General features: G+C 70.9%; 17 protein-coding genes. 12 read left to right on the plus strand and 5 right to left on the minus strand.

Annotation, left to right across the window (positions count from 1 at the left end; all coding sequences use genetic code 11):
- A partial coding sequence (locus tag ACG2DA_RS09060) for a DUF1570 domain-containing protein (protein WP_395255257.1) occupies positions 1-1170 on the plus strand: 1170 nt, incomplete at its 5' end.
- 54 nt (positions 1171-1224) lie between these two features.
- On the opposite strand, the gene ACG2DA_RS09065 is transcribed toward ACG2DA_RS09060, so the two are convergent.
- From ACG2DA_RS09065 to ACG2DA_RS09085, 5 genes are all read right to left on the minus strand, one after another.
- Entirely contained in the window at positions 1225-1614 is a 390-nt protein-coding gene (locus ACG2DA_RS09065) for a hypothetical protein (protein WP_395255258.1), read from the minus strand.
- A gap of 65 nt (positions 1615-1679) precedes the next feature.
- Complete coding sequence (locus ACG2DA_RS09070) at positions 1680-2060, minus strand: hypothetical protein (RefSeq protein ID WP_395255259.1); 381 nt, start codon at positions 2058-2060, stop codon at positions 1680-1682.
- Positions 2061-2070: 10 nt separating this feature from the next.
- Positions 2071-2454, minus strand: a complete 384-nt coding sequence (locus ACG2DA_RS09075) for a hypothetical protein (RefSeq protein WP_395255260.1) — start codon at positions 2452-2454, stop codon at positions 2071-2073.
- A 13-nt stretch (positions 2455-2467) separates the two neighbouring features.
- Positions 2468-3319: an MBL fold metallo-hydrolase gene (locus ACG2DA_RS09080; RefSeq protein ID WP_395255261.1), complete on the minus strand. Its 852-nt coding sequence runs from the start codon at positions 3317-3319 to the stop codon at positions 2468-2470.
- A 114-nt stretch (positions 3320-3433) separates the two neighbouring features.
- Positions 3434-4495 (minus strand): Gfo/Idh/MocA family protein, encoded by a 1062-nt coding sequence (locus ACG2DA_RS09085; protein ID WP_395255262.1) that lies wholly within the window; start codon positions 4493-4495, stop codon positions 3434-3436.
- A gap of 389 nt (positions 4496-4884) precedes the next feature.
- Here ACG2DA_RS09085 and ACG2DA_RS09090 point away from each other — a divergent pair, with 389 nt between their 5' ends.
- The 11 genes from ACG2DA_RS09090 (at position 4885) to rplW (ending at position 18908) form a co-directional block, all read left to right on the plus strand.
- On the plus strand, positions 4885-6261 hold the full coding sequence (locus ACG2DA_RS09090) for a DUF1501 domain-containing protein (protein WP_395255263.1): 1377 nt from the start codon (positions 4885-4887) through the stop codon (positions 6259-6261).
- A 69-nt stretch (positions 6262-6330) separates the two neighbouring features.
- Positions 6331-8772 (plus strand): DUF1549 domain-containing protein, encoded by a 2442-nt coding sequence (locus ACG2DA_RS09095; protein WP_395255264.1) that lies wholly within the window; start codon positions 6331-6333, stop codon positions 8770-8772.
- A gap of 44 nt (positions 8773-8816) precedes the next feature.
- The gene (locus tag ACG2DA_RS09100) at positions 8817-11738 is read left to right on the plus strand and encodes a c-type cytochrome domain-containing protein (RefSeq protein WP_395255265.1); all 2922 of its coding nucleotides are present in this window, start codon (positions 8817-8819) and stop codon (positions 11736-11738) included.
- A 117-nt stretch (positions 11739-11855) separates the two neighbouring features.
- Positions 11856-12944: an ABC transporter permease gene (locus ACG2DA_RS09105; RefSeq protein WP_395255266.1), complete on the plus strand. Its 1089-nt coding sequence runs from the start codon at positions 11856-11858 to the stop codon at positions 12942-12944.
- Between the two features lie 356 nt (positions 12945-13300).
- Positions 13301-15367, plus strand: coding sequence for an ABC transporter ATP-binding protein (locus tag ACG2DA_RS09110; protein WP_395255267.1), 2067 nt, complete (start codon positions 13301-13303; stop codon positions 15365-15367).
- Positions 15364-15987: an HD domain-containing protein gene (locus ACG2DA_RS09115; protein WP_395255268.1), complete on the plus strand. Its 624-nt coding sequence runs from the start codon at positions 15364-15366 to the stop codon at positions 15985-15987. Before ACG2DA_RS09110 ends, ACG2DA_RS09115 begins: the two co-directional genes overlap by 4 nt.
- 14 nt (positions 15988-16001) lie before the next feature.
- Positions 16002-16352 carry a hypothetical protein gene (locus tag ACG2DA_RS09120; protein ID WP_395255269.1) on the plus strand — a complete coding sequence of 117 codons (351 nt, stop codon included), beginning with the start codon at positions 16002-16004 and terminating at the stop codon, positions 16350-16352.
- Positions 16353-16563: 211 nt separating this feature from the next.
- A complete protein-coding gene (gene rpsJ / locus ACG2DA_RS09125) occupies positions 16564-16893 on the plus strand; it encodes a 30S ribosomal protein S10 (RefSeq protein ID WP_145358908.1) in 330 nt (109 codons plus the stop codon).
- Positions 16894-17081: 188 nt separating this feature from the next.
- Entirely contained in the window at positions 17082-17792 is a 711-nt protein-coding gene (gene rplC, locus ACG2DA_RS09130) for a 50S ribosomal protein L3 (protein ID WP_395255270.1), read from the plus strand.
- A gap of 88 nt (positions 17793-17880) precedes the next feature.
- Complete coding sequence (rplD, locus tag ACG2DA_RS09135) at positions 17881-18528, plus strand: 50S ribosomal protein L4 (RefSeq protein ID WP_395255272.1); 648 nt, start codon at positions 17881-17883, stop codon at positions 18526-18528.
- 44 nt (positions 18529-18572) lie between these two features.
- Positions 18573-18908, plus strand: a complete 336-nt coding sequence (rplW, locus tag ACG2DA_RS09140; protein ID WP_395255273.1) for a 50S ribosomal protein L23 — start codon at positions 18573-18575, stop codon at positions 18906-18908.
- Positions 18909-18966 lie beyond the last annotated feature (58 nt).

An 18966-nucleotide genomic window follows, 5' to 3' on the forward strand; every position in this document is an offset into this window, starting at 1 on the left:
CGGGGCCTCGGCGTTACGCTGGGGGGCATGTGCGTCGCACTCCCCCTCGCCCTCCTGCTGTTCGCTGCCGAACCCGCGGAGACGGTCGTCTGGCAGACGGACGCGGGGCCGCAGTCGGTGACGGGGCGGGTGATCCTCGAAGGCGACGACGGCGGGGTCCTGTTGAAGGGCCGGGACGGGGCGCTGCACGCCGTCGCCGCGACCCGACTGACGAGCCGCACGCCCACCGGCGAACCCTTCGCCCCGCTGCCGGCGGACGAACTGGCGGCGACGCTCGCCGAGGAGCTGGGGGCGGGCGCCGCGACGCGGGTGACGCCGCACTTTGCGATCGCCTCGACGGCCTCGCCGGAGTTCACCGCGTGGGCCGGCGACCTGCTGGAAGCGGTGCACGCCGGGTTCGTCGCGGAGTTTCCCCCGGCGACGTTCCCCACGCCCGAGGGCGGCCCCGCCGGCCCGCTGCCGGTGTTGATCCTCCGCGACCGGGCGGCCTTCGAAGCCTTCGCCCAGCGTCCCGAGCAGGCGGCGCGAGGCGTGAACCCGGCTCTCTCACAGGGCTACTACGATCCGGTGAGCAACCGCATTGTCCTCTACGACTTCGCCGGTTCGCCGTCGCCGTTAGGCGGCGCGCGCGGGGGCGCCTCGGTCCGGGAGCGGGCCGCGAACCGGCAGGCGAACGTCGCCACCGTCGCCCACGAGGCGATCCATCAACTCGCCTACAACGCCGGCCTGCACACCCGGCTGGCCAGCAACCCGCTGTGGCTCACCGAGGGCCTGGCGATGCAGGGCGAGGCGACCGACCGCCGCACGCCGCTGGGTTGGCGGGGGTTCGACGGGGGAAAGAACGTGGTGCGGGCGAAGACGTTTCGGCAGTTCCTCGCCGCCCGCCGCCGGGACCGGGAGCTGCGGGACACGAACCCGCTGGGCAAACTGATCGCCGCGGACACGCTGTTCAGCGACCCGACCGTCGCCGAGGCCGCCTACGCCGTGAGCTGGGCGCTGGTGAACCACCTGCGGGAGGACCGGCCGGAGGCGTTCGCCGCCTACCTGACGGATCTCGCCGCCCTGCCCCCCCTGGTCCCGCAGTCGCCGGAGGACCGGCTGGCCCTGTTCCAGAAGCATTTCGGGCAGGACCTCGATGGCCTGTGGGACGCCGTGCAGACGGTGCGTTAGCCGCGACCGGAGGGAGCGTTCCGGGCCGCGGGGGAACGCTCCCTCCAGTCGCGGCTAATTCAGCAGGGGGAACGAGAGGCCGATGACGACCGCGGCGAGGACCCCGGCGAGGAACGCCCCGAGGAAGGCCGTCGCGGCGTCGCCCCAGCTGGCCCCGCGGGAGGTCCGCAGGCGGCGGGCGAGCATCGCCCCCAGCAGGCCGACCGGGAAGCCAACGCCGATCGCCAGCATCAGCAGGGCCGTGACGACCGCGGACGTGCCGCCCTCCGGCTCCAGGCCGTATTCCTCCCACCCGCCGTCGACCGCGGCCCAGATCAGCACGACAACGATCGGGGCAATCAGCCCCAGTGCCCCGCCGGCGAGCGCCCCGACCAGCCGCCGCCGCGGAGCCGCCCGCGACTTGCGGGCGAGGTGTTCGTTCCGACGCTGCTTGGGGGTGGCCATGCCGCCAAGGTAAACAGAGCCGCAGGCGAACGCATCAGTGCGGGCGGATGTCGACGGCCCCGGAATCAGTCGGCGCCGGAAAGGATCATCCAGGCGATCAGCGCGAACAGACCGAAGGCGACGACCATCGTCGCCACCCCGGCGAGGAACGCCCCGCCGAACTCGCAGGTCCACAGCGGCCAGGACTCTTCCCGCCGGTTCCGCTCCGCCAGCGCCCGCGCGGCCCCGAACCCGCCGACCGCGGAGCCGATCAGCGCGGCGAGGACGAACAGATCCGGCGGCGGAATAAGGCCCGACAGCGGCACTCCGTTCGCGATCGTCAGCACCGTGACGACCGCCATCAGCGGCGCCGTCAGGCCGCCGGCCCCGCCGAGCGTCGTCCACAGGCTCCACGTCCATCGCGGGGCGGACCGGTCGTCGTCGGCGGGGGGCGAAATGTCGGTCATTTCGGGGGCGTCAGGAGCCGGCGAGGACGAACAGCCCGAACAGCGTCAGCACGGCGAGGGCGCCGGCGAGGAAGGCGACGCCGAAGTCCGCCCAGACCCGGGCGGGTCCGCTGGTCGGGTAGACCGGCAGCCGGGGGGCGACCGAGACCGCCGTCACCGCTGCCGGCAGACCGAACAGGAACGCAACGCTCCCGCCGACGCACAGGCCGGTCAGCAGTTCGCCCAACCGTAGGTTCCGGTTCGATTCGGTCGCGACGACGACAAGAATCGCGGTGGCGACGGGGCTCACCGCCCCCAGCAGCCCGCCTGCGATCGCCGGCCAAGCGGGCAGGCGCCGGTCCAGCGGGCGGGACGACCGGACCGGGCCGAGGTCGCGGGGCGGGACGTCCGGCATGCGGAGATCGAGATTAAAACCAGATCGTCGTGCGGTCCCACAGATCGGCGGGCAACCGCTTCTGGACCGCCTTGCGGAAGGGGCGGTCGGAGGTGCGGGTGCTGGCGTGGACGAACAGGACCGCCTCGTTTTCGAAGCGGTCGGCGTGCTCCGCGACGTCGTCCAAGTGCATGTGGCCGAATTTGTGGATCTTCGCCCGGCGGTGGTCGGCCCGGAAGAAGGTCATCTCCGTGATCAGCAGTTTCGCCTTCAAGGCGTCGGCGCCGCCGTCGGTGTCGAACAGGCCGGCGGGGGAGGTGTCGCCGGTGTAGGCGACCAGCGGCTCGCGGACCTCGCCGCTCATCTCCGTGCCCTTCATCGCCTCGACGCGGATTTCGTCCTGCGTCAGGCCCTCGAACTCCGGCTTGAGCTTCCGCTTCTTGCCCCACAGCACGTAACCGAGGCTCGGCACGGTGTGGGTCGTGGGGAAGGTGGTGACGGACAGTTCGCGGCTGAGGTTCACCTCCTCGTCCGGCTCCAGGCCGATCAGGTCGACGGCCATGCGGCCGCGGTCGAGGCGCTGCCAGCTGCGCAACATGCGGTGCACGTCGTCGCGGATCGCCGCGGGCACGTACACGACGGGCGGCTCCATCTTCATCATCCGCCGCCGGGCCACGAACACCGGCAGCGCGGCGAGGTGGTCCAGGTGGCCGTGGGTGATGAACGCCGTGGGCGTGTTCTGGAAGTCCCACGGACTGCCGCCGAGATCAAACAGCAGTTTCTGTTCGACTAAGCGGACGTAGCTCTGCACCGCCCCGCGGCCGTACCCCTCCACGGGAAAGCCGGCCAGGGTGGCTTCGTGGACGGGCAGGTTCTCGATCGGCACAGGGACGAGGTCGGAAGTTGGAATTCAGAAGTCAGAAGTGACGCGTCGGGCGACGGCCGGGTTCACAGGATAGGCCGAACTTCTGACTTCATCCTTCCGACTTCAAACTTCCCGTCACACCGTCGTCAGCTTCCCGCCGGCCTTCACGCTTTTGGTTTCGGCGGCGACGACCTTCAGGGCGTCGCGGGCCAGGGCGCCGGAGAGGGTGCGGGGGGCCTTGTGCTCCTTCACGCCCTTCACGGCGGCCTGAAGCTCCGCGGCGAAGGGGCTGAACCACTCCTCGCCGCCCTTCAGGCTGGGCTCCCGCACCTGCCCGCCCTGCGAGACGACCGTCAACGGGCGGTCCTCGGCGAACTCCCCGCCCATGTTGGCGGCGGAGAAGAGGATGGTGGCCTTCTCGAAGTGGGCCTCGAAGCCGTGGCGGAAGTCGTGCCCCCTGGCGGCGATGCCGCCGGCGACGGAGCCGACCGGCGGGTTGCCGTTGGGGCCGCCGTCTTCCCAAACGTATTCGCTCTGCACGTGTTCAATCAGCCCCTCGCGGAGCAGGCCGCGGCTGAACACCTTTTTCGGCACGCCGCACAGCAGACTGATGAAGTGCGTGTCGTGGATGTGCAGGTCGGCGCCCCAGCCGCCCAGCGCCACGAAGTCGTCCTCGCCCTCCCGCCAGTTCGGCGGACAGATGACCCGGGCGAAGTGGGCCGCCCGCAGCTTGCCGTACTTCTTCTTCTCCGTGGCTTCGCAGAGGTAGCGGAACTCCGGGAAAAACGGCAGCACGTGGCCGACCATCAGCAGCACGCCGGCCTCCTCGCAGGCCTTGACCATCCGGTCGGCGGCGGCGAGGTCCGGGGCGATCGGCTTTTCGACGAACACGTGCTTGCCGGCCGCGGCGGCCTTCAGGGCGACCGACTCGTGCATCCCCGTGGGCAGGCAGATGTCGACCAGGTCGACGTTCGGGTCGGCGATCAGTTCGTCGATCGTCTCGTGGGCCGTGACCTTCGAGAGGTCCACCTTGCCGGCGGGCGGGCCGAAGTTGCCTTTCAGCCCGGTCCAGTCGCCGGCCCGCTTCTTGGGGTCGCGGCTGGCGATCGCGGTGATCTTCCCGCCGCGCAGCTTCGCGCTGGCCGTGAAGTGCGTGTACCCCATGAAACCCAGGCCGACGATGCCGATGCGGATCATAGGGGCTCCTGATGCGGAGGCGGGGTGCGGGGACGAGAACGAACCGAACGACCCGCAGCGTCCGCGGGACGGGCCGGGTTCGCAACTGCGGACGGCAGCGGCGTCCGGCGAAACGTTGCCGGGGGGCGGCGGAGCACGTAAACTCCGGACGCATCGGCACGGGCTTGCGTGTGGCGCGCCGGCGTCCCACGCAGCGACCCGCCGCACGGTGCCGAGGCGGTGCGACCCCGCCGTCACCGTGATCCCGGTGCGGCCTCCGACCCCGGTCGGCAAGGCGGTCGCCCGCGTCCGCGCACGGCGGCTCCCGCTCGGGAGCCTGGGGCGTGACGGGGCGGGAGTCGCGGGACAGCCCCGGATCTTCCCCGACCTGCGACCAGCGGCCCCGGCTCATGTTGAACCTGCTCGGCGACGGCTCCGCCCACGACTGCGACGGCTCCACCCGCCGCGACTTCCTCACCGTCGGCGCCCTCTCCGCCCTCGGCTTCAGTCTGGCCGACATGGCCGCCGCCAGCGAGGCCGGCGCCGTCAAAAAGGGCCACGAGGACAAGGCCTGCATCCTCATCTTCAACCTCGGGGCGCCCAGCGGGCAGGACTGCTTCGACCCCAAGCCGGACGCCCCCAAAGAGATCCGCGGGCCCTTCCAAGCCGTGCCCACGAAGGGCGACTTTCTGCTCTCGGAGATCCTGCCGGAGCACGCCAAGCTGGCGGACCGCTTCAGCATGGTGCGGAGCTGCTATCACACCGCCCCGGCCGTCCACGACACCGGCCTGCAAATGATGCAGACCGGCCGGCTGTTCACCGGCGGGGTGAACAGCCCCCACGCCGGCAGCGTGCTGAGCTACCTGCGAGGCCGCAAAACCGACCTGCCGGCCAGCGTGATCCTGCCGGAACGCATGGGGGCGGTCGGCGGGAACCTGCCCAACGGTCAGGACGCCGGCTTCCTCGGCCGCGGGCACGACCCGTTCATCCTCAACGCCGACCCGTCCCAGCCGGACTTCAAGGTCCCGGACCTGCTGCCGCCGAAGAGCCTCGGCGACGCCCGGCTGGAGCGGCGCCGCAAGCTGCGGAGCATCGTCGAGGGCCACGCCGCCGCCTTCGAGGCCAGCGACCAGGCCCGGCTGATGGACTCCAACTTCGAGAGCGCCTACCGCCTCATCACCAGCCCGCAGGCCCGCGGGGCGTTCGATCTGAACCAGGAGCCGGACTCCGTCCGCGACCGCTACGGCCGCAACCGGTTCGGCGCCAGCCTGCTGCTCGCCCGGCGGCTGATCGAGGCCGGGGTGCGGTTCGTCACCGTGAACACCTTCCTGACGGTGTTCAACGAGATCACCTGGGACATCCACGGCACGAATCCGTTCACCTCGATCGAGGGGATGCGGGACGTCGTCGCCCCGATGTACGACCAGGCGTACTCGGCGTTAATGACGGACCTGATCGACCGCGGGATGCTGGACGACACGCTGGTCTGCAATCTGGCGGAGTTCGGCCGCACGCCGCGGGTGAACCCCGCCGGCGGTCGCGATCACTGGCCGCAGTGCTGGACGATGTACTTCGCCGGCGGCGGCGTGCAGGGCGGCCGGGCCGTCGGCGCCAGCGACGAGATCGGCGCCTATCCCGCGGAGCGCCCCACCACCCCGGCGGACATTGTGGGCACGATCTTCCACAGCCTCGGGCTGGACCTCGAACAGCACCTGCCCGGCCCCGCCGGCCGGCCGTTCCCGCTGGTCGATTTCGGCACCAAGCCGCTCTACGAGCTGTTCGCGTAAGCGAACGCATTGACGCACGGCCGGAGCTTGCGCTCCGGGCTCACGACATCTCCCCGCCCGCCCCGCCGTATGACGCCCCTGCTGCTCGCCGCCGCCCTGCTCGCCGCGCCCGCGGAGGCCAATGAGAACCCGGGCGCCGGCCTCGCCGCGCTGCCGGCGACGGTCTCCCTGACCGGCCCGGCGGACTTCCAAACGCTGCTCGTGCAGACCCGGCAGGCCGACGGCACGCTCGGGGCGGCGGCGGAGGGGGCCGTGTGGTCCAGCTCGGACGACGCCGTGGCGACGGTGCAGGACGGGCGGGCGGTGCCTGTCGGCAACGGTACGGCGACGCTCACGGCGACCGTCGGGGAACGCACCGCCGCAGTCGAGGTGACCGTGACGGAGTTCGACCAACCGCACGCCTGGAGCTTCCGCAACCACGTCCAAAGCGTGCTGACGAAGCGCGGCTGCAACATGGGCGCCTGCCACGGGGCGGCGGCGGGCAAGGGCGGGTTCCTGCTGAGTTTGCGGGGCTACGACCCGGAGACGGACTTCTTCGCGATCACCCGCGGCGCCCGCGGCCGGCGGATCGTGCCCAGCGACCCGGCCCGCTCCCTGCTGCTCACCAAGCCGACCGCCGCTGTGCCGCACAAGGGCGGCCTGCGGTTCGAGGAGGGCAGCGACGACTACGAAGTGCTGAGCGAGTGGATCGCCGCCGGCACCCCGGCCCCCTCTCCGCATGACGCCCGGCTGGAGCGGCTGGAACTCCTGCCGGAGCGCGTGGAACTGGGCGTCGGCGACGAACAGCCGCTCGTCGTGGTCGCCCACTTCACCGACGGCCGCACCGAGGACGTCACCCGCTGGGCGAAGTTCTCCGCCGCCGACGCGACCGTCGCCACGGTCTCCGAGGACGGGCTCGTCAGCGTCGTCGGCCCCGGCGAGGGGCCGATCGTGGCGTGGTATCTGGCCCGCAACGTCGTCAGCACCGCGGTCGTCCCCCGGGCCGAGTCGCCGGCCGAGGCGGTCTATGCCGAGGCTCCCAAGGCGAACCTCATCGACGAGTTCGTCCTGGAGAAGCTGAACGCCCTCAACCTGCCGCCCTCCCCCCGCTGCGACGACGCGACCTTCCTGCGGCGGGCCAGCCTGGACGTCGCCGGCCGGCTGCCCACGCCGGAGGAGGTGCGGGCCTTCCTCGCCGACGACGCCCCGGACAAACGGGAGCGGCTGATCGACGAACTGCTCGCCTCGCCGGGGTACGTCGATTACTGGACGCACAAGTGGAGCGACCTGCTGCTCGTCAGCGGAGACCGCCTGCGGCCCAAGGCGGTGGACAGCTTCTACGGCTGGATCCGCGACCGGGTCGAGGAGAACGCCGGCTGGGACGAGTTCGCCCGCGGGATCGTCACGGCGAAGGGCAGCACCTTCGATAACGGGGCCGCCAACTTCTTCGCCCTGCATCAGGACCCGGAGATCATGGCGGAGACCACCTCCGCGGCGTTCCTCGGCATGTCGATCGCCTGCGCCAAGTGCCACGACCACCCGCTGGAGAAGTGGACCAACGACCAATACTACGCCTTCGCCAACCTGTTCGGCCGGGTGCGGGGCAAGGGCTGGGGCGGCGATTTCCGCAACGGGGACGGGAACCGCACGATCTTCGTCGCCGACGAGGGCGATCTGATCCAGCCCCGCACCGGCGAGCCGCAGCCGCCGGCGCCCCTCGACGGCGAACCCCTCCCGCCGGACTACCAGGGCGACCGCCGCGAGGCCCTCGCCGACTGGCTCGTCGACCCGGCGAACCCGTACTTCAGCCGGGCGATTGTCAACCGGGTCTGGGAGAACTACATGGGCGTGGGCCTGGTCGACGCCGTGGACGACCTGCGGCTGACCAACCCGCCCAGCAACCCGGCCCTGATGGACGCGCTGGCGGAGTACCTCGTGGCGAACGACTACGACCTCAAACGCCTGATGCGGCTGATCCTCACCAGCGAGGCCTACCAGCGCAGCAGCGTGCCGGAGCCGGGGGCGGAGAGCGACGTCCGCTACTACTCCCACTTCCTCCCCCGCCGGTTGCAGGCCGAGCTGTTGCTGGACGCCTTCAGCGCCGCGACCGACGTGCCCACGCAGTTCAAGGACCGGCCGGAGGGAACGAAGGCGATCCAGCTGAAGGACAGCGCGGTCGACAGCTACTTCCTCGACACCTTCGGCCGGGCCGAGCGCCTGCAGACGTGCAGCTGCGAGCGGACGGAGATGCCCTCGATGAAGCAGGTTCTGCACGTGATGAACGGCGGCACCTTGAACGAAAAGCTCGCCGCCGCCGACGGCCGCATCGCCGCCGGGCTGGCCGCCGGCAAGAGCGACGCGGCACTGATCGAGGAGGCCTACCTCGCCTCCGTGAACCGGCTCCCGACCGATCAGGAGGTCGCCGCCGTCCTTGAAGTGCTGGAGGCCGCCGAGGGGGACGCGAAGCGGCTCGCCCTCGAAGACCTGTACTGGGGGCTGCTCAGCAGTCGCGAATTCTTGTTTCAGCACTGAATTGCGGCGCGTCCGCCCGTTTTCCTCGCCGTCCTTCCGCCGCCATGTCCGCCGTTCGTCTCGCCGCCGTCGCCCTGCTGGTTCTCGCCCCGGCCGCGTTCGCTGCGGAGGGGGAGACGAACGGGCCGGACTACGACCGGGAGATCCGGCCGATGCTGACGAAGTACTGCGCGGGCTGTCACAACGCCGGGGAGCGTTCCGGCGAGTTCGCCGTGCACGACCACGCGGCGCTGATGAAGGGCGGGTACGAGGGCGCCGTGATCGCGCCCGGCGACGCCGCGGGCAGCCGGTTGTTCGGGTTGCTGGACGGTTCGAAGGGCGGCTTGATGCCGCCCGAGGACGAACCGCGGCCGACGGCGGAGGAGGTCGCCCTGCTGCGGGCCTGGGTCGACGCCGGCGCCGCCGGGGGCAGCGACCGGCCGACGCTCATCGTGCCGGAGGTGACGGTCACTGCGGCGACGGTCCGCGAGCCAGTGCACGCCCTCGCCGTCGGCCCGGACGGCGAGACGCTCGCCGTGGGCCGCTACGGCCGGGTCGAACTGCGGGACGCCGCCGCGGAAACGGTCGTCCGCACGCTGAGCGGCGTGCCGGGGCACGTGCACGCGCTGCATTGGCTGGACGACGAGAAGATCCTCGCCGCGGCCGGGGAGCCGGGGCTGGGCGGGGCGGTGGTCGTCTGGGACACCAACGAATACGCCGGGAGCGGCGACGAACCGGCCTACGTGCTGCGGGGCCACGCCGACGCGATCCTCGCCGCGGCTCTCTCCCCGGATCGCAGCTCCCCGGACGACCGCACGCTCGCCACCGGCGGGTACGACAAGGTCGTACGGTTGTGGGACCCGGCGACGGGCCTGGAAAAGGCCGTACTGGCCGGACACAACGGCCCGGTCTTCGGCGTCGCCTTCCACCCGACGCTGCCGTTGCTCGCCACCGCCTCGGACGACCGCACCGTCAAACTGTGGGACGCAAACAGCGGCGAGTTGAAGGATACCCTGACCGAGCCCGCCGAGGCGCAGCTGTGCGTCGCCTTCACGCCGGACGGCACGCACCTGCTCGCCGCCGGCGCCGACCGCACGCTGCGGGCCTGGGAGCTGACCGGCGCGGGCCGGCAGGGCACGACCAAGGTGCGGCTGAGCCAGTTCGTGCACCGCGGGCCGGTGCTCTCGCTGAGCTTCGCCCCGACCGGCCAACTGGTGACCGCGGCGGAGGACGCGACCGTCAAACTCTGGGACCGCCCGGCGGACATGAAGGAGGGCTTCACGCAGGTCGGCCCGGCGATCGACCTGCCGGACTGGCCCTCGGCGGTGGCAATTCGCGGCGAGACGACCGACGGGGCCGCGGTGCGGGCGCTTGTCGGACTGCTGGACGGGAGCGTGGAGCGCGTTTCGTTTGAGCAGAGCGCACCCGGGGGCGCGCCGCCTATCGGCGACGGCGAACCGGGGGGGGCGGGGGCGCCGGTCGTCGCCGCGGAGGAGGCTCCCGGCCGGGAGGCGGAGCCGAACGATCTGCCCGAGCAGGCGACGCCGTTGGTTCCCTCGTCGGTCTTCGGGGTGATCGGGGAGCCGGGCGATGCGGACCTGTACCGCTTCGCCGCGGCCCCGGGGGAGGAGTGGATGCTGGAGTGCGTCGCCCAGGCCGAGGGCGGCAAGCCGGGCTCCGCCCCGACCGATCCGCTGCTGGAGATCCTCCGCCCGGACGGCGAGCCGGTGATGCAAGTCCAGCTTCAGGCGACCCGGGCCAGCGTGATCAACTTTCGTCCGATCGATTCGTACAGCTCCAACGACACGCGGCTGGATTTCTGGGAGGAGATGGAACTGAACGAGTACCTCTACATGAACGGCGAGGTCGTCCGGTTGCACCGGATGCCGCGGGGGCCGGACAACGGCTTTGGTTTCTACGAACGGCCGGCGAGCGGTCACCGCATCAACTACTTCGGCACCAGCGCCACGGCCCACGCACTGTTCGAACCGGTCTACACCGTCGCCCCGCACGCCCCGGACGCGGTCCTGCCGGACAACGGCCTACCGGTGTTCGCGGTCCCTTACGTGAACGACGACGACCCGGAACGCGAACTCGGCTCCGCGGCCCGTATTCACTTCGTCGCCCCATCGGCAGGATCTTCGCAGTTCTCCGAGAGTGGCGAGTACCTCGTGCGGGTCCGCGACGTCCGCGGCGAGGGCGGTTCGAACTACGGCTACAAGCTCACACTGCGGGAAGCGAAGCCGGGGTTCACCGCCTCGATCCATCCCCCCGCCGACAAGGGGCTGACTGTCGCGGCCGGCAGCGGGACGAGGGTGGAGGTCCGGCTGGACCGCCACGACGGCTGGGACGGCCCGGTGATGGTGGCGATCGACCACCTGCCGGACGGGTTCTCGACGGGCGGGCCGGTGGAGATCCAGGCCGGTCAATTCGAAGCCGCCGGCGTGCTGCGGGTCGCCGCGGATGCGGAGACGCCGACCGAGGCGCAGTGGCAAGCCGTCACCGTCAATGCGATCGGCGCCGTGAACGGAGAGGAGCGGACGCAGGCGCTGGGGAACCTCGGCCCGCTGACGGTCGGCCCGGCGCCGAAGTTCACGGTGCGGTTGGAGCCGGATTCCGGGTCGCGCCTCGACGCCGCCGGCAACCTCGTGCTCCGCCCCGGCGAGACGATCACCGCCCGACTGGTGATGGATCGCCATCCTGCCGCGTCCTCTGAGGGGGAGGGCGACGCGAAGCCGTTCGGGGGCGAGCAGAAGTTCGAGCTGTTCGGCCTGGCCCACGGCGTGATTGTGGACAACATCGGCCTGTCGGGGGTGCTGATCCGGAAGGGGGAGACGGAGCGGCAGATTTTCCTCACCGCCGCCGACTGGGTCCCGCCGAGCGTGCGACCGGCGTTCGCCCGCAGCACGGGCGAGGGGGGGCAGTGCAGCAACGTGGTGCGGGTGCGAGTCGCCGAACCCGGAGAAGCGGTCGCGAAGATCGAGTGAACCCCCCGCCCGGGCGAGCGCTGGATTGGCCGCGTCCCCGCCCAACGGTACCGTCCGCGGCCGCGTAGCAGCGTCGACTCCCGCTCCCGCCCGTCCGTTCCCACCGGTCCGCCGCCCGTGTTTTCAGCGTTCGCCCCCGGTTCCCGGTTCCTCGGATCGCAGTGGCTCGGCGACGCCCTGCCGGTCCTCGCCCAAGCCGGAGCCGACGCGTCCGACTGGGGCGTGGGGGGGAACTCCGCGAAGGGGTGGTGGCTGGTGGCCGGGGTGGTCGCGGCGATCGCGGTGGGCGGGTACGTGTTCCGCCGCACGACCCGGGCCGGGGTGCTGGCCGCGGCGACGGCCAAGGAGGCGGTCCGTCAGCCGGTGTTCCTGCTCAGCGCCGCGTTGGCCGTGGCCCTGCTGGTGGTCAACACGTTCCTGCCGTTCTTCAGCCTCGGCGAGGACGTCAAGATGCTGAAGGACACCGGTTTGGCCACGATGCTGATCGTCGGCCTGCTGGTGGCCGTCTGGACCGCGAGCACCACGATCCACGACGAGATCGAGGGCCGCACCGCGATGACGCTGCTCTCCAAGCCGATCAACCGCCGGCAGTTCGTGCTCGGCAAGTACCTCGGCATCCTGCAGGCGGTCGGCCTGCTGACGATCGTCGTGGGGGCGATCTTCCTCGGGCTGGTCTACTACAAGGTGATCTACGACTCGCGGGAGAGTCAGGAGAAGCTGGATTACACCGAGTGGGTCCAGCCGGAGCAGATCGGCCTCGACTGGGTTCCCGGGCTGTCCGGCAAGGAGCTGCGGGTGCCGAACCGGCAGGCGGTGCTCTCCACCTTCGAGGTCGTCCCGGCGCTGATGCTGGTCTTCCTGGAAATCTCCGTCCTGACGGCGATCAGCGTGGCGATCAGTTGCCGGTTGCCGATGGTCGTGAACCTCAGCGTCTGTTTTACCGTGTTTATCATCGGCCACCTGACCGGGGTGCTAGTGCTTTGGCAGGGGGACGGCGGGACTCTGGTGGAGGGCGTGCGGTTCATCGCCGGCCTGATCGCCACCGTGCTGCCCGCCCTGCCGGCCTACAGCAGCGAGGCCGCGATCGCCCGGGAGGCGCTGGTCCCGCCGGAGTACCTCGGTTGGGCGGCCCTCTACACCGTGTGCTACAGCGCCGCGGCGATCCTCGTGGCCTTCCTGCTGTTCGAAGACCGCGACCTCGCCTGATCCGGCGCTCCGCCGAGCGGCGTGAGCCCGGAGCGCAAGCTCCGGCGGTGCGTCCGTCGCCGCTCTCGCTCTGATCGGCGAGGAACGGCCGTCGGCGCAGCCTCCGTGCAGAACGCCTCACGGCCGGAGCTTGCGCTCCGGGCTCACCGGGGTTGAGGCGGTTCCATGAGACCCCCGGGGCGCCCCTGGGGCGGACGGCGAACGCTTGCGGTTCTGAGGGTTGTGTCGTCGCGGGGACCGACCGAAACGGTCGCCGCGGCGGCGGACTGCCGATTCGGCCGCGTGTGCGGTTAGGATGGTGCGTCCGTCACGTCCGGGTTCCGCTCACCGTCCTCGCCGCCAGGGAGCCGATCGTCGTGCCCGCCCACGCCTCCCTCCGCCGCGCCTTCCCCCGCCGCGAGTACTTCCGCGGCCGTTCGCTCGGCAGCGCGGCGTGGGCGTTCGTCGCCACGCTGCTGCTGGTTGGGGTGCTGCTGGCCCTGTATCTGGTGGCGGACCTGCTGATCTCCCGCGGGCTGGTCTACGCCGCGGGGGACGATCTGGCGGAACTGCTCGTCCTCACCGGCGAGGCGGATCCGCTCCCCGAGGACGTCAACGGGGACGCCGACGCAGTCGCGGACGGGGCGGCGCCGGAGGGCTACCGCATGTCGCAGGGCGACCGTGGCATCGCCCACGCCGTTTGGATGAACCGGGACGGCGTACTCGGGCCGCTGCTGGCGGCGCTGTACCGCGGCGTGCCGGCGCTGCGATCGAACCTCTCCGCCCTGGCGACGCTGATCGGCGTCGCGGTCGTGCTCGGGTTGCTGCGGAGCCTCTGCCTCTCCCGGGCCCGACTGGCCGCCGCCCGGGCGGCCGGCGCCGCGGTCACCCGGCTGCGGCGGGCGTTGCACCGGCAGGCGTTGCGGTTGGGCCCCAGCGACCTGACCGACGAGGGGGCGAAGGAGGTGCTCGGCCTGTTCACCGAGGACGGCGAGACGCTCCGCCAAGGCCTGCAGGACGGCGTGCAGCGGATGGGCCGCTACCCGATCAAAATCGCCGTCCTCACGCTGTTCGCCCTGTTGGTCAGCCCGCTGACCACCCTGCAGATCGCCCTGCCCCTGCTGGCCTGCTGGTGGCTGCTCCGCCGGCAGGCGGTCGGGGTGAAGGCCGCCCGGCTGGTCGCCGGGCACCGCAGCGACCGGGCGCTGCGGCTGCTCGCCGAGGGGCTCACCAAAGCCCGCGTCGTCCGCGGCTACGGGATGGAGGAGTTCGAAAGCGACCGCTTCAACACGCACCTCGGCCGGTATCAGTCTGACCTCGCCGCGGCGAACCGTAAGGCCCGGCTCTCCCGCGGTCTGGCCCGGGCGGCGCTGGTGATCGCCGGCGCCGTGGTGCTGGCGATCCTGGGCACGAAGGTGCTGAACACCGACGGGGCCTTCACCCCGGCCCACGCCCTGCTGCTGATGGGCATCGCCGTCTGCCTGCTGCGACCGCTCAACGAACTGGCCGACCTGCACCGCGACCGCCACGCCGCCGCCGTCGCCGCGGACCGCATCTACCGCTACCTCAACCGCGTGCCGGAGGTCGGGCAAGCGGTGGGGGCGAAGTTCCTGCAACCGCTCTCCCGGACGTTGGAGTTCGAGGACGTTCACTACACCGACCCCCGCGGTCGCAAGCTGCTGGACGGAATCAGCGCCGCGATCCCGGCGGGTTCCGTCACCGCGATCGCCGCCCCGGACACGCTGGAGGCCAAGGCCCTCGTCAGCCTGCCGCCCCGGTTCCTCGAACCGCAGCGGGGCCGGGTGAAGTACGACGGCGAGGACATCGCCTGGGTCACCCTCGAAAGCCTGCGGGCCGAGACGGTCTACGTCGGCGGGGGCGACCCCTGCTTCACCGGCACCGTGCGGGAGAACCTGACCGGCGGCGACCCGGAGGTGCCGCTGTCCAAAGTGATCGACGCCGCCAAGACGGCCCACGTGCACAACTTCGTCCAACGCTTCCCGCAGGGCTACGAAACCGTCCTCGGGGAGTTCGGGGAGACTTTGACTCCCGGACAACTCTTTCGGCTGGGCTTGGCTCGGGCGGTGCTCCGCGACCCGGCGGTGCTGATCGTGGAGGAGCCGACCGAGGGGCTGGACGAGGACAGTAAGGTTCAGCTGGACGACACCTTCGCCCGGGTCTTCCCCGGCCGCACGGTGCTGTTGCTCCCCGGCCGGATGACGACCCTCCGCCGGGCCGACCGGGTGATCCTGCTGCACCGCGGCCGGGTCGAGGCGATCGGCCCGCGGGAGGAACTCGTCCAGAAGGTCCCGCTGTACCGGCACTGGGAGTACGTGCGGTTCAACCACTTCCGGCACGAGACCGCCCCGCAGCCGGCCGGCCCGCAGAACGGCGCCGGCCGCCCCTCCGCCGGGCCGGCGACGCTCGCCGGGACCTCGGCGTGAGCGAACTCGCGGCGAAGGAGCCGGCTCCGCGCGACCCGTACCCCCCGCTGCTGACCCGGGCGGCCCGCTACGCCGCCCTCGCCCACGCCGGACAGACGCGGAAGGACTCCGCCGAGCCGTACGTCACCCACCCGCTGGCGGTGATGACGCTGCTCTGCCGGGCCGGCTGGGGCGACGACGAGGAGCTGCTCGCCGCCGCCGCCCTCCACGACGTGCTGGAGGACACCGAGGTCACGCCGGAGGAACTGGCGGAGACCTTCCCCCCGCGGGTGTGCGGTCTGGTGCGGGCTCTCTCGGAACGGAAGCGGGACGAGCGGGGCGAGAAACTCCCGTGGGAGTTCCGCAAGGCGGAGCACCGCGCCCGCCTCGCCGTCGCCGAGGAGGCCGCCCGGGCGCTGGCCCTCGCCGACAAACTGCACAACCTCCGCTGCCTGGAGGAGGACGTGACGCCCGACCGGGTGGACCCTTGGGCTCGCTTCAACGCCCCGCGGCAGCGGTGGATCGAGGTGACCCGCGAGACGATCGCGGCGTTACGATGCGGTCGCACCACAGAACTGGCGGACGCATGTCAGGCGGCGCTCACTCGACTGACGGAGACGACGTCGGCCCGCCCGACCTGAGGATCGACCCGCCGTTGCCGCCCTCGCGGACGACGTTCGGGCAGTGGTTGCGGGCGGCGTTGCTGGGCTGGGCGTGCGGCGTGGGTCTGATCACGCTCAGCAGCACGTACTTCATCGCCTATCCGCTCAAACCCGCGGACGCGTATCAGTGGACGAATCCCTGGACGGACGTGCCGTCGATTGTGGCGGCGTACCTCGGCGCCGGAATGTACGCGCTGTTCTTCTTCTCTCCGTTCGCACTGGCGTTCAGCGGCGTCGTCACCACGCTGCTGTTCTGGACCGGGTGGCCGGCGACGTGGGTCGGCTGGTGGGCGGCATGCCTGTTTCCGGTCCTCTGCATCGCCCTGTTGCCCAGCGTGCAATGAGCGAAAGCGGCGTCGCCGGGGCCTGCGGGAACGCCCCCGAAGGCGGGCGCAAGGGGGGATCGAAAAAGTTCCGTGCCAATCGCCCCCAAGTTCGTTGACGGCCCGGAGCGTCCCTCTTACTCTGCCCGACCGCCCGCGGGACGCCCCTTTCGAGGAGCAGCCCGTGTGCCGCGGCTTCACTTGAAACCACTCGGCAACAGCTTGAGACGGAATGGCCGGGACAGGTCAGGAACGCATTCGGATTCGGATGGAGGCTTACGAGCACTCCACGTTGGACGCTAGTGCGTCCGACATCGTCGATACGGCGAAACGAACCGGGGCCCGCGTTCACGGACCGATCCCGCTGCCCACCCGGATTGAGCGGTACACGGTCCTTCGCGGGCCCCACGTGGACAAGAAGAGTCGCGAACAGTTCGAGATTCGCACTCACAAACGCCTGATCGACATTCTCCAGCCGACCGGCAAGACGATCGACGCTTTGAACAAGCTGTCGCTCCCCGCCGGCGTGGACATCAAGATTAAGGCCAGCGTCGGGGGCTGACGGCCGAAGTTCCGGTCGCGGCTTTCTGCTCACTGTTCGACCCGTCGCTCGCGTTCGTTCGCCGGCGCTTTGGGGGTGTGTTCCCGTTCGCGGGGGCGTTCTCTCCACCAGACAATCCCGCCCGTCCCGCGGTTCGCGCCCCGGGCTCCGGTCTTCCTCCTCGCTTCCTTCACGCCCGCCTCCTCGCCATGCCCGTCGGACTGCTCGGCCGTAAGATCGGCATGACGCAGGTGTTTGAGGAAGACGGCTCCCGCATTGCGGTGACCGTCGTCGAAGCCGGTCCCTGCGTCGTCACGCAGGTCAAGACTGTGGAGACCGACGGCTACGACGCCGTGCAGGTCGGCTTCCTCGACAAGGATCGCCGCAAGGCGAGCCGGGCCGAGCGGGGTCACGTCGCGGATCTGGGCGGCAAAAAGCAGGAAGCCCGCAAGCAGGCCGGCGTCGAGCCGGCCCCCCGGGCCAACTGCGAGCCCAAGCAGTACTACCGCGAGTTCCGCACTGACGGCGAAGATCACGGTCTCTCCGTCGGTGACGAGCTGACGGTCGAGCGTCTCGCCGAGCTGAAGCGGGTCGACGTGGTCGGCACCAGCAAGGGTCGCGGCACCGCGGGCGTTATGAAGCGTCACAACTTCAGCGGCCAGCGGGCCAGCCACGGCGTCAAGCGGGTGCACCGGCATGGCGGCTCCATCGGCCAGAGCGCCGATCCGGCCCGCGTGCTGAAGGGCACCAAGATGCCCGGCCGTTACGGCAACGATCGCGTCACCGTGCGGTATCTCGAAATCGTGCGGGTCGATGCGGACAACAACTCCGTGCTGCTGAAGGGCGCCGTTCCCGGCCCCAACGGCGGGCTCGTCGAACTGAAGCACACCACCAAGAACCGCCTCAAGAAGCAGGCCTGACCGCGTCCGCGGTTGTCCTGAGTCTTTCGGTTCGCCCTCACACCTTTTTCTTCCCCGGTCCCTCCCCACCCCCCCCCCCCAGCGACACATGGCGGCGATCAGCGTCCCCGTGCTCGGCCGTGACGGCGGCGAGACCGGCACCTACGACTTCGACGGCGACGAGCTGGCCTCGACGATCTCGAAGCAGCTCCTTCACGACGCCGTCGTGATGTACGAGCGCAACAAGCGGCAGGGCACGGTTGCAACCCGGTCCCGCGGCATGGTCGCCGGCTCCACCAAGAAGATGTACCGCCAGAAGGGCACCGGCCGCGCCCGGATGGGCGCCAAGCGGACCCCGATCCGTCGGGGCGGCGGCGTCACCTTCGCCCTCAAGCCGCGGGACTGGTACACCCGGATGCCCCGCAAGGCGATTCGTCTCGCCACGCGGATGTCGATCCTCTCGAAGTTCCAGGACGGCCAGGCCGTCGTGCTGGAGGACTTCGATCTCGACAAGCCTCGCACCAAGCTGGCTGCCGAGCGGCTGAAGACTCTTGGCCAGTACGAGGTTCCGGCCCTGCTGGCGATCGACGGCCACGATCCGGACACCTGGCGGGCCTGTCGGAACCTGGAGAACCTCTGGGTGCGGCCGGTGGGCGACCTGAACGCCTACGACGTGCTGCACCAGCGCCAGTTCCTCATCACGGTCGCCGCGCTGGACGCGCTGCTCGGCCGCGCCGATCAGCGTCTCGCCGCCTGACCCCTCCCGCACCGCCCCCACACCGACCGCCGGAGGACCGAACCATGGGCCGCCCCGTCCCCCCCAAACCGGAACAGTTCGCGGAAGATCGCACGATCGACCTCGACCCCTACAGCGTCATCCTGCGTCCGCTGGTGACGGAAAAAGGGACCCACCTGTCCGAGCGCCACAACGCGTACACCTTCGAGGTGCACCCGCAGGCGAACAAGTACGACATCAAGAACGCCGTCCAGACGATCTGGAACGTCCGCGTCGACAAGGTCCGCACGCAGAACCGGGCCGGCAAGACCCGTCGGACGCGTTCCGGCCTCGGCCGGACCCGGTCCTGGAAGAAGGCCGTCGTGAAGCTGCACGCCGAAGACCAGATCTCGTTCTTCTGAGCCGCACCGGCGTCCGTTCGTCCCCTTTTACTTCGCACTTTCCACCTCCCCCGCTCTC

This window comes from Alienimonas sp. DA493 (genome assembly GCF_043951915.1).
Taxonomy (GTDB): Bacteria; Planctomycetota; Planctomycetia; order Planctomycetales; family Planctomycetaceae; genus Alienimonas.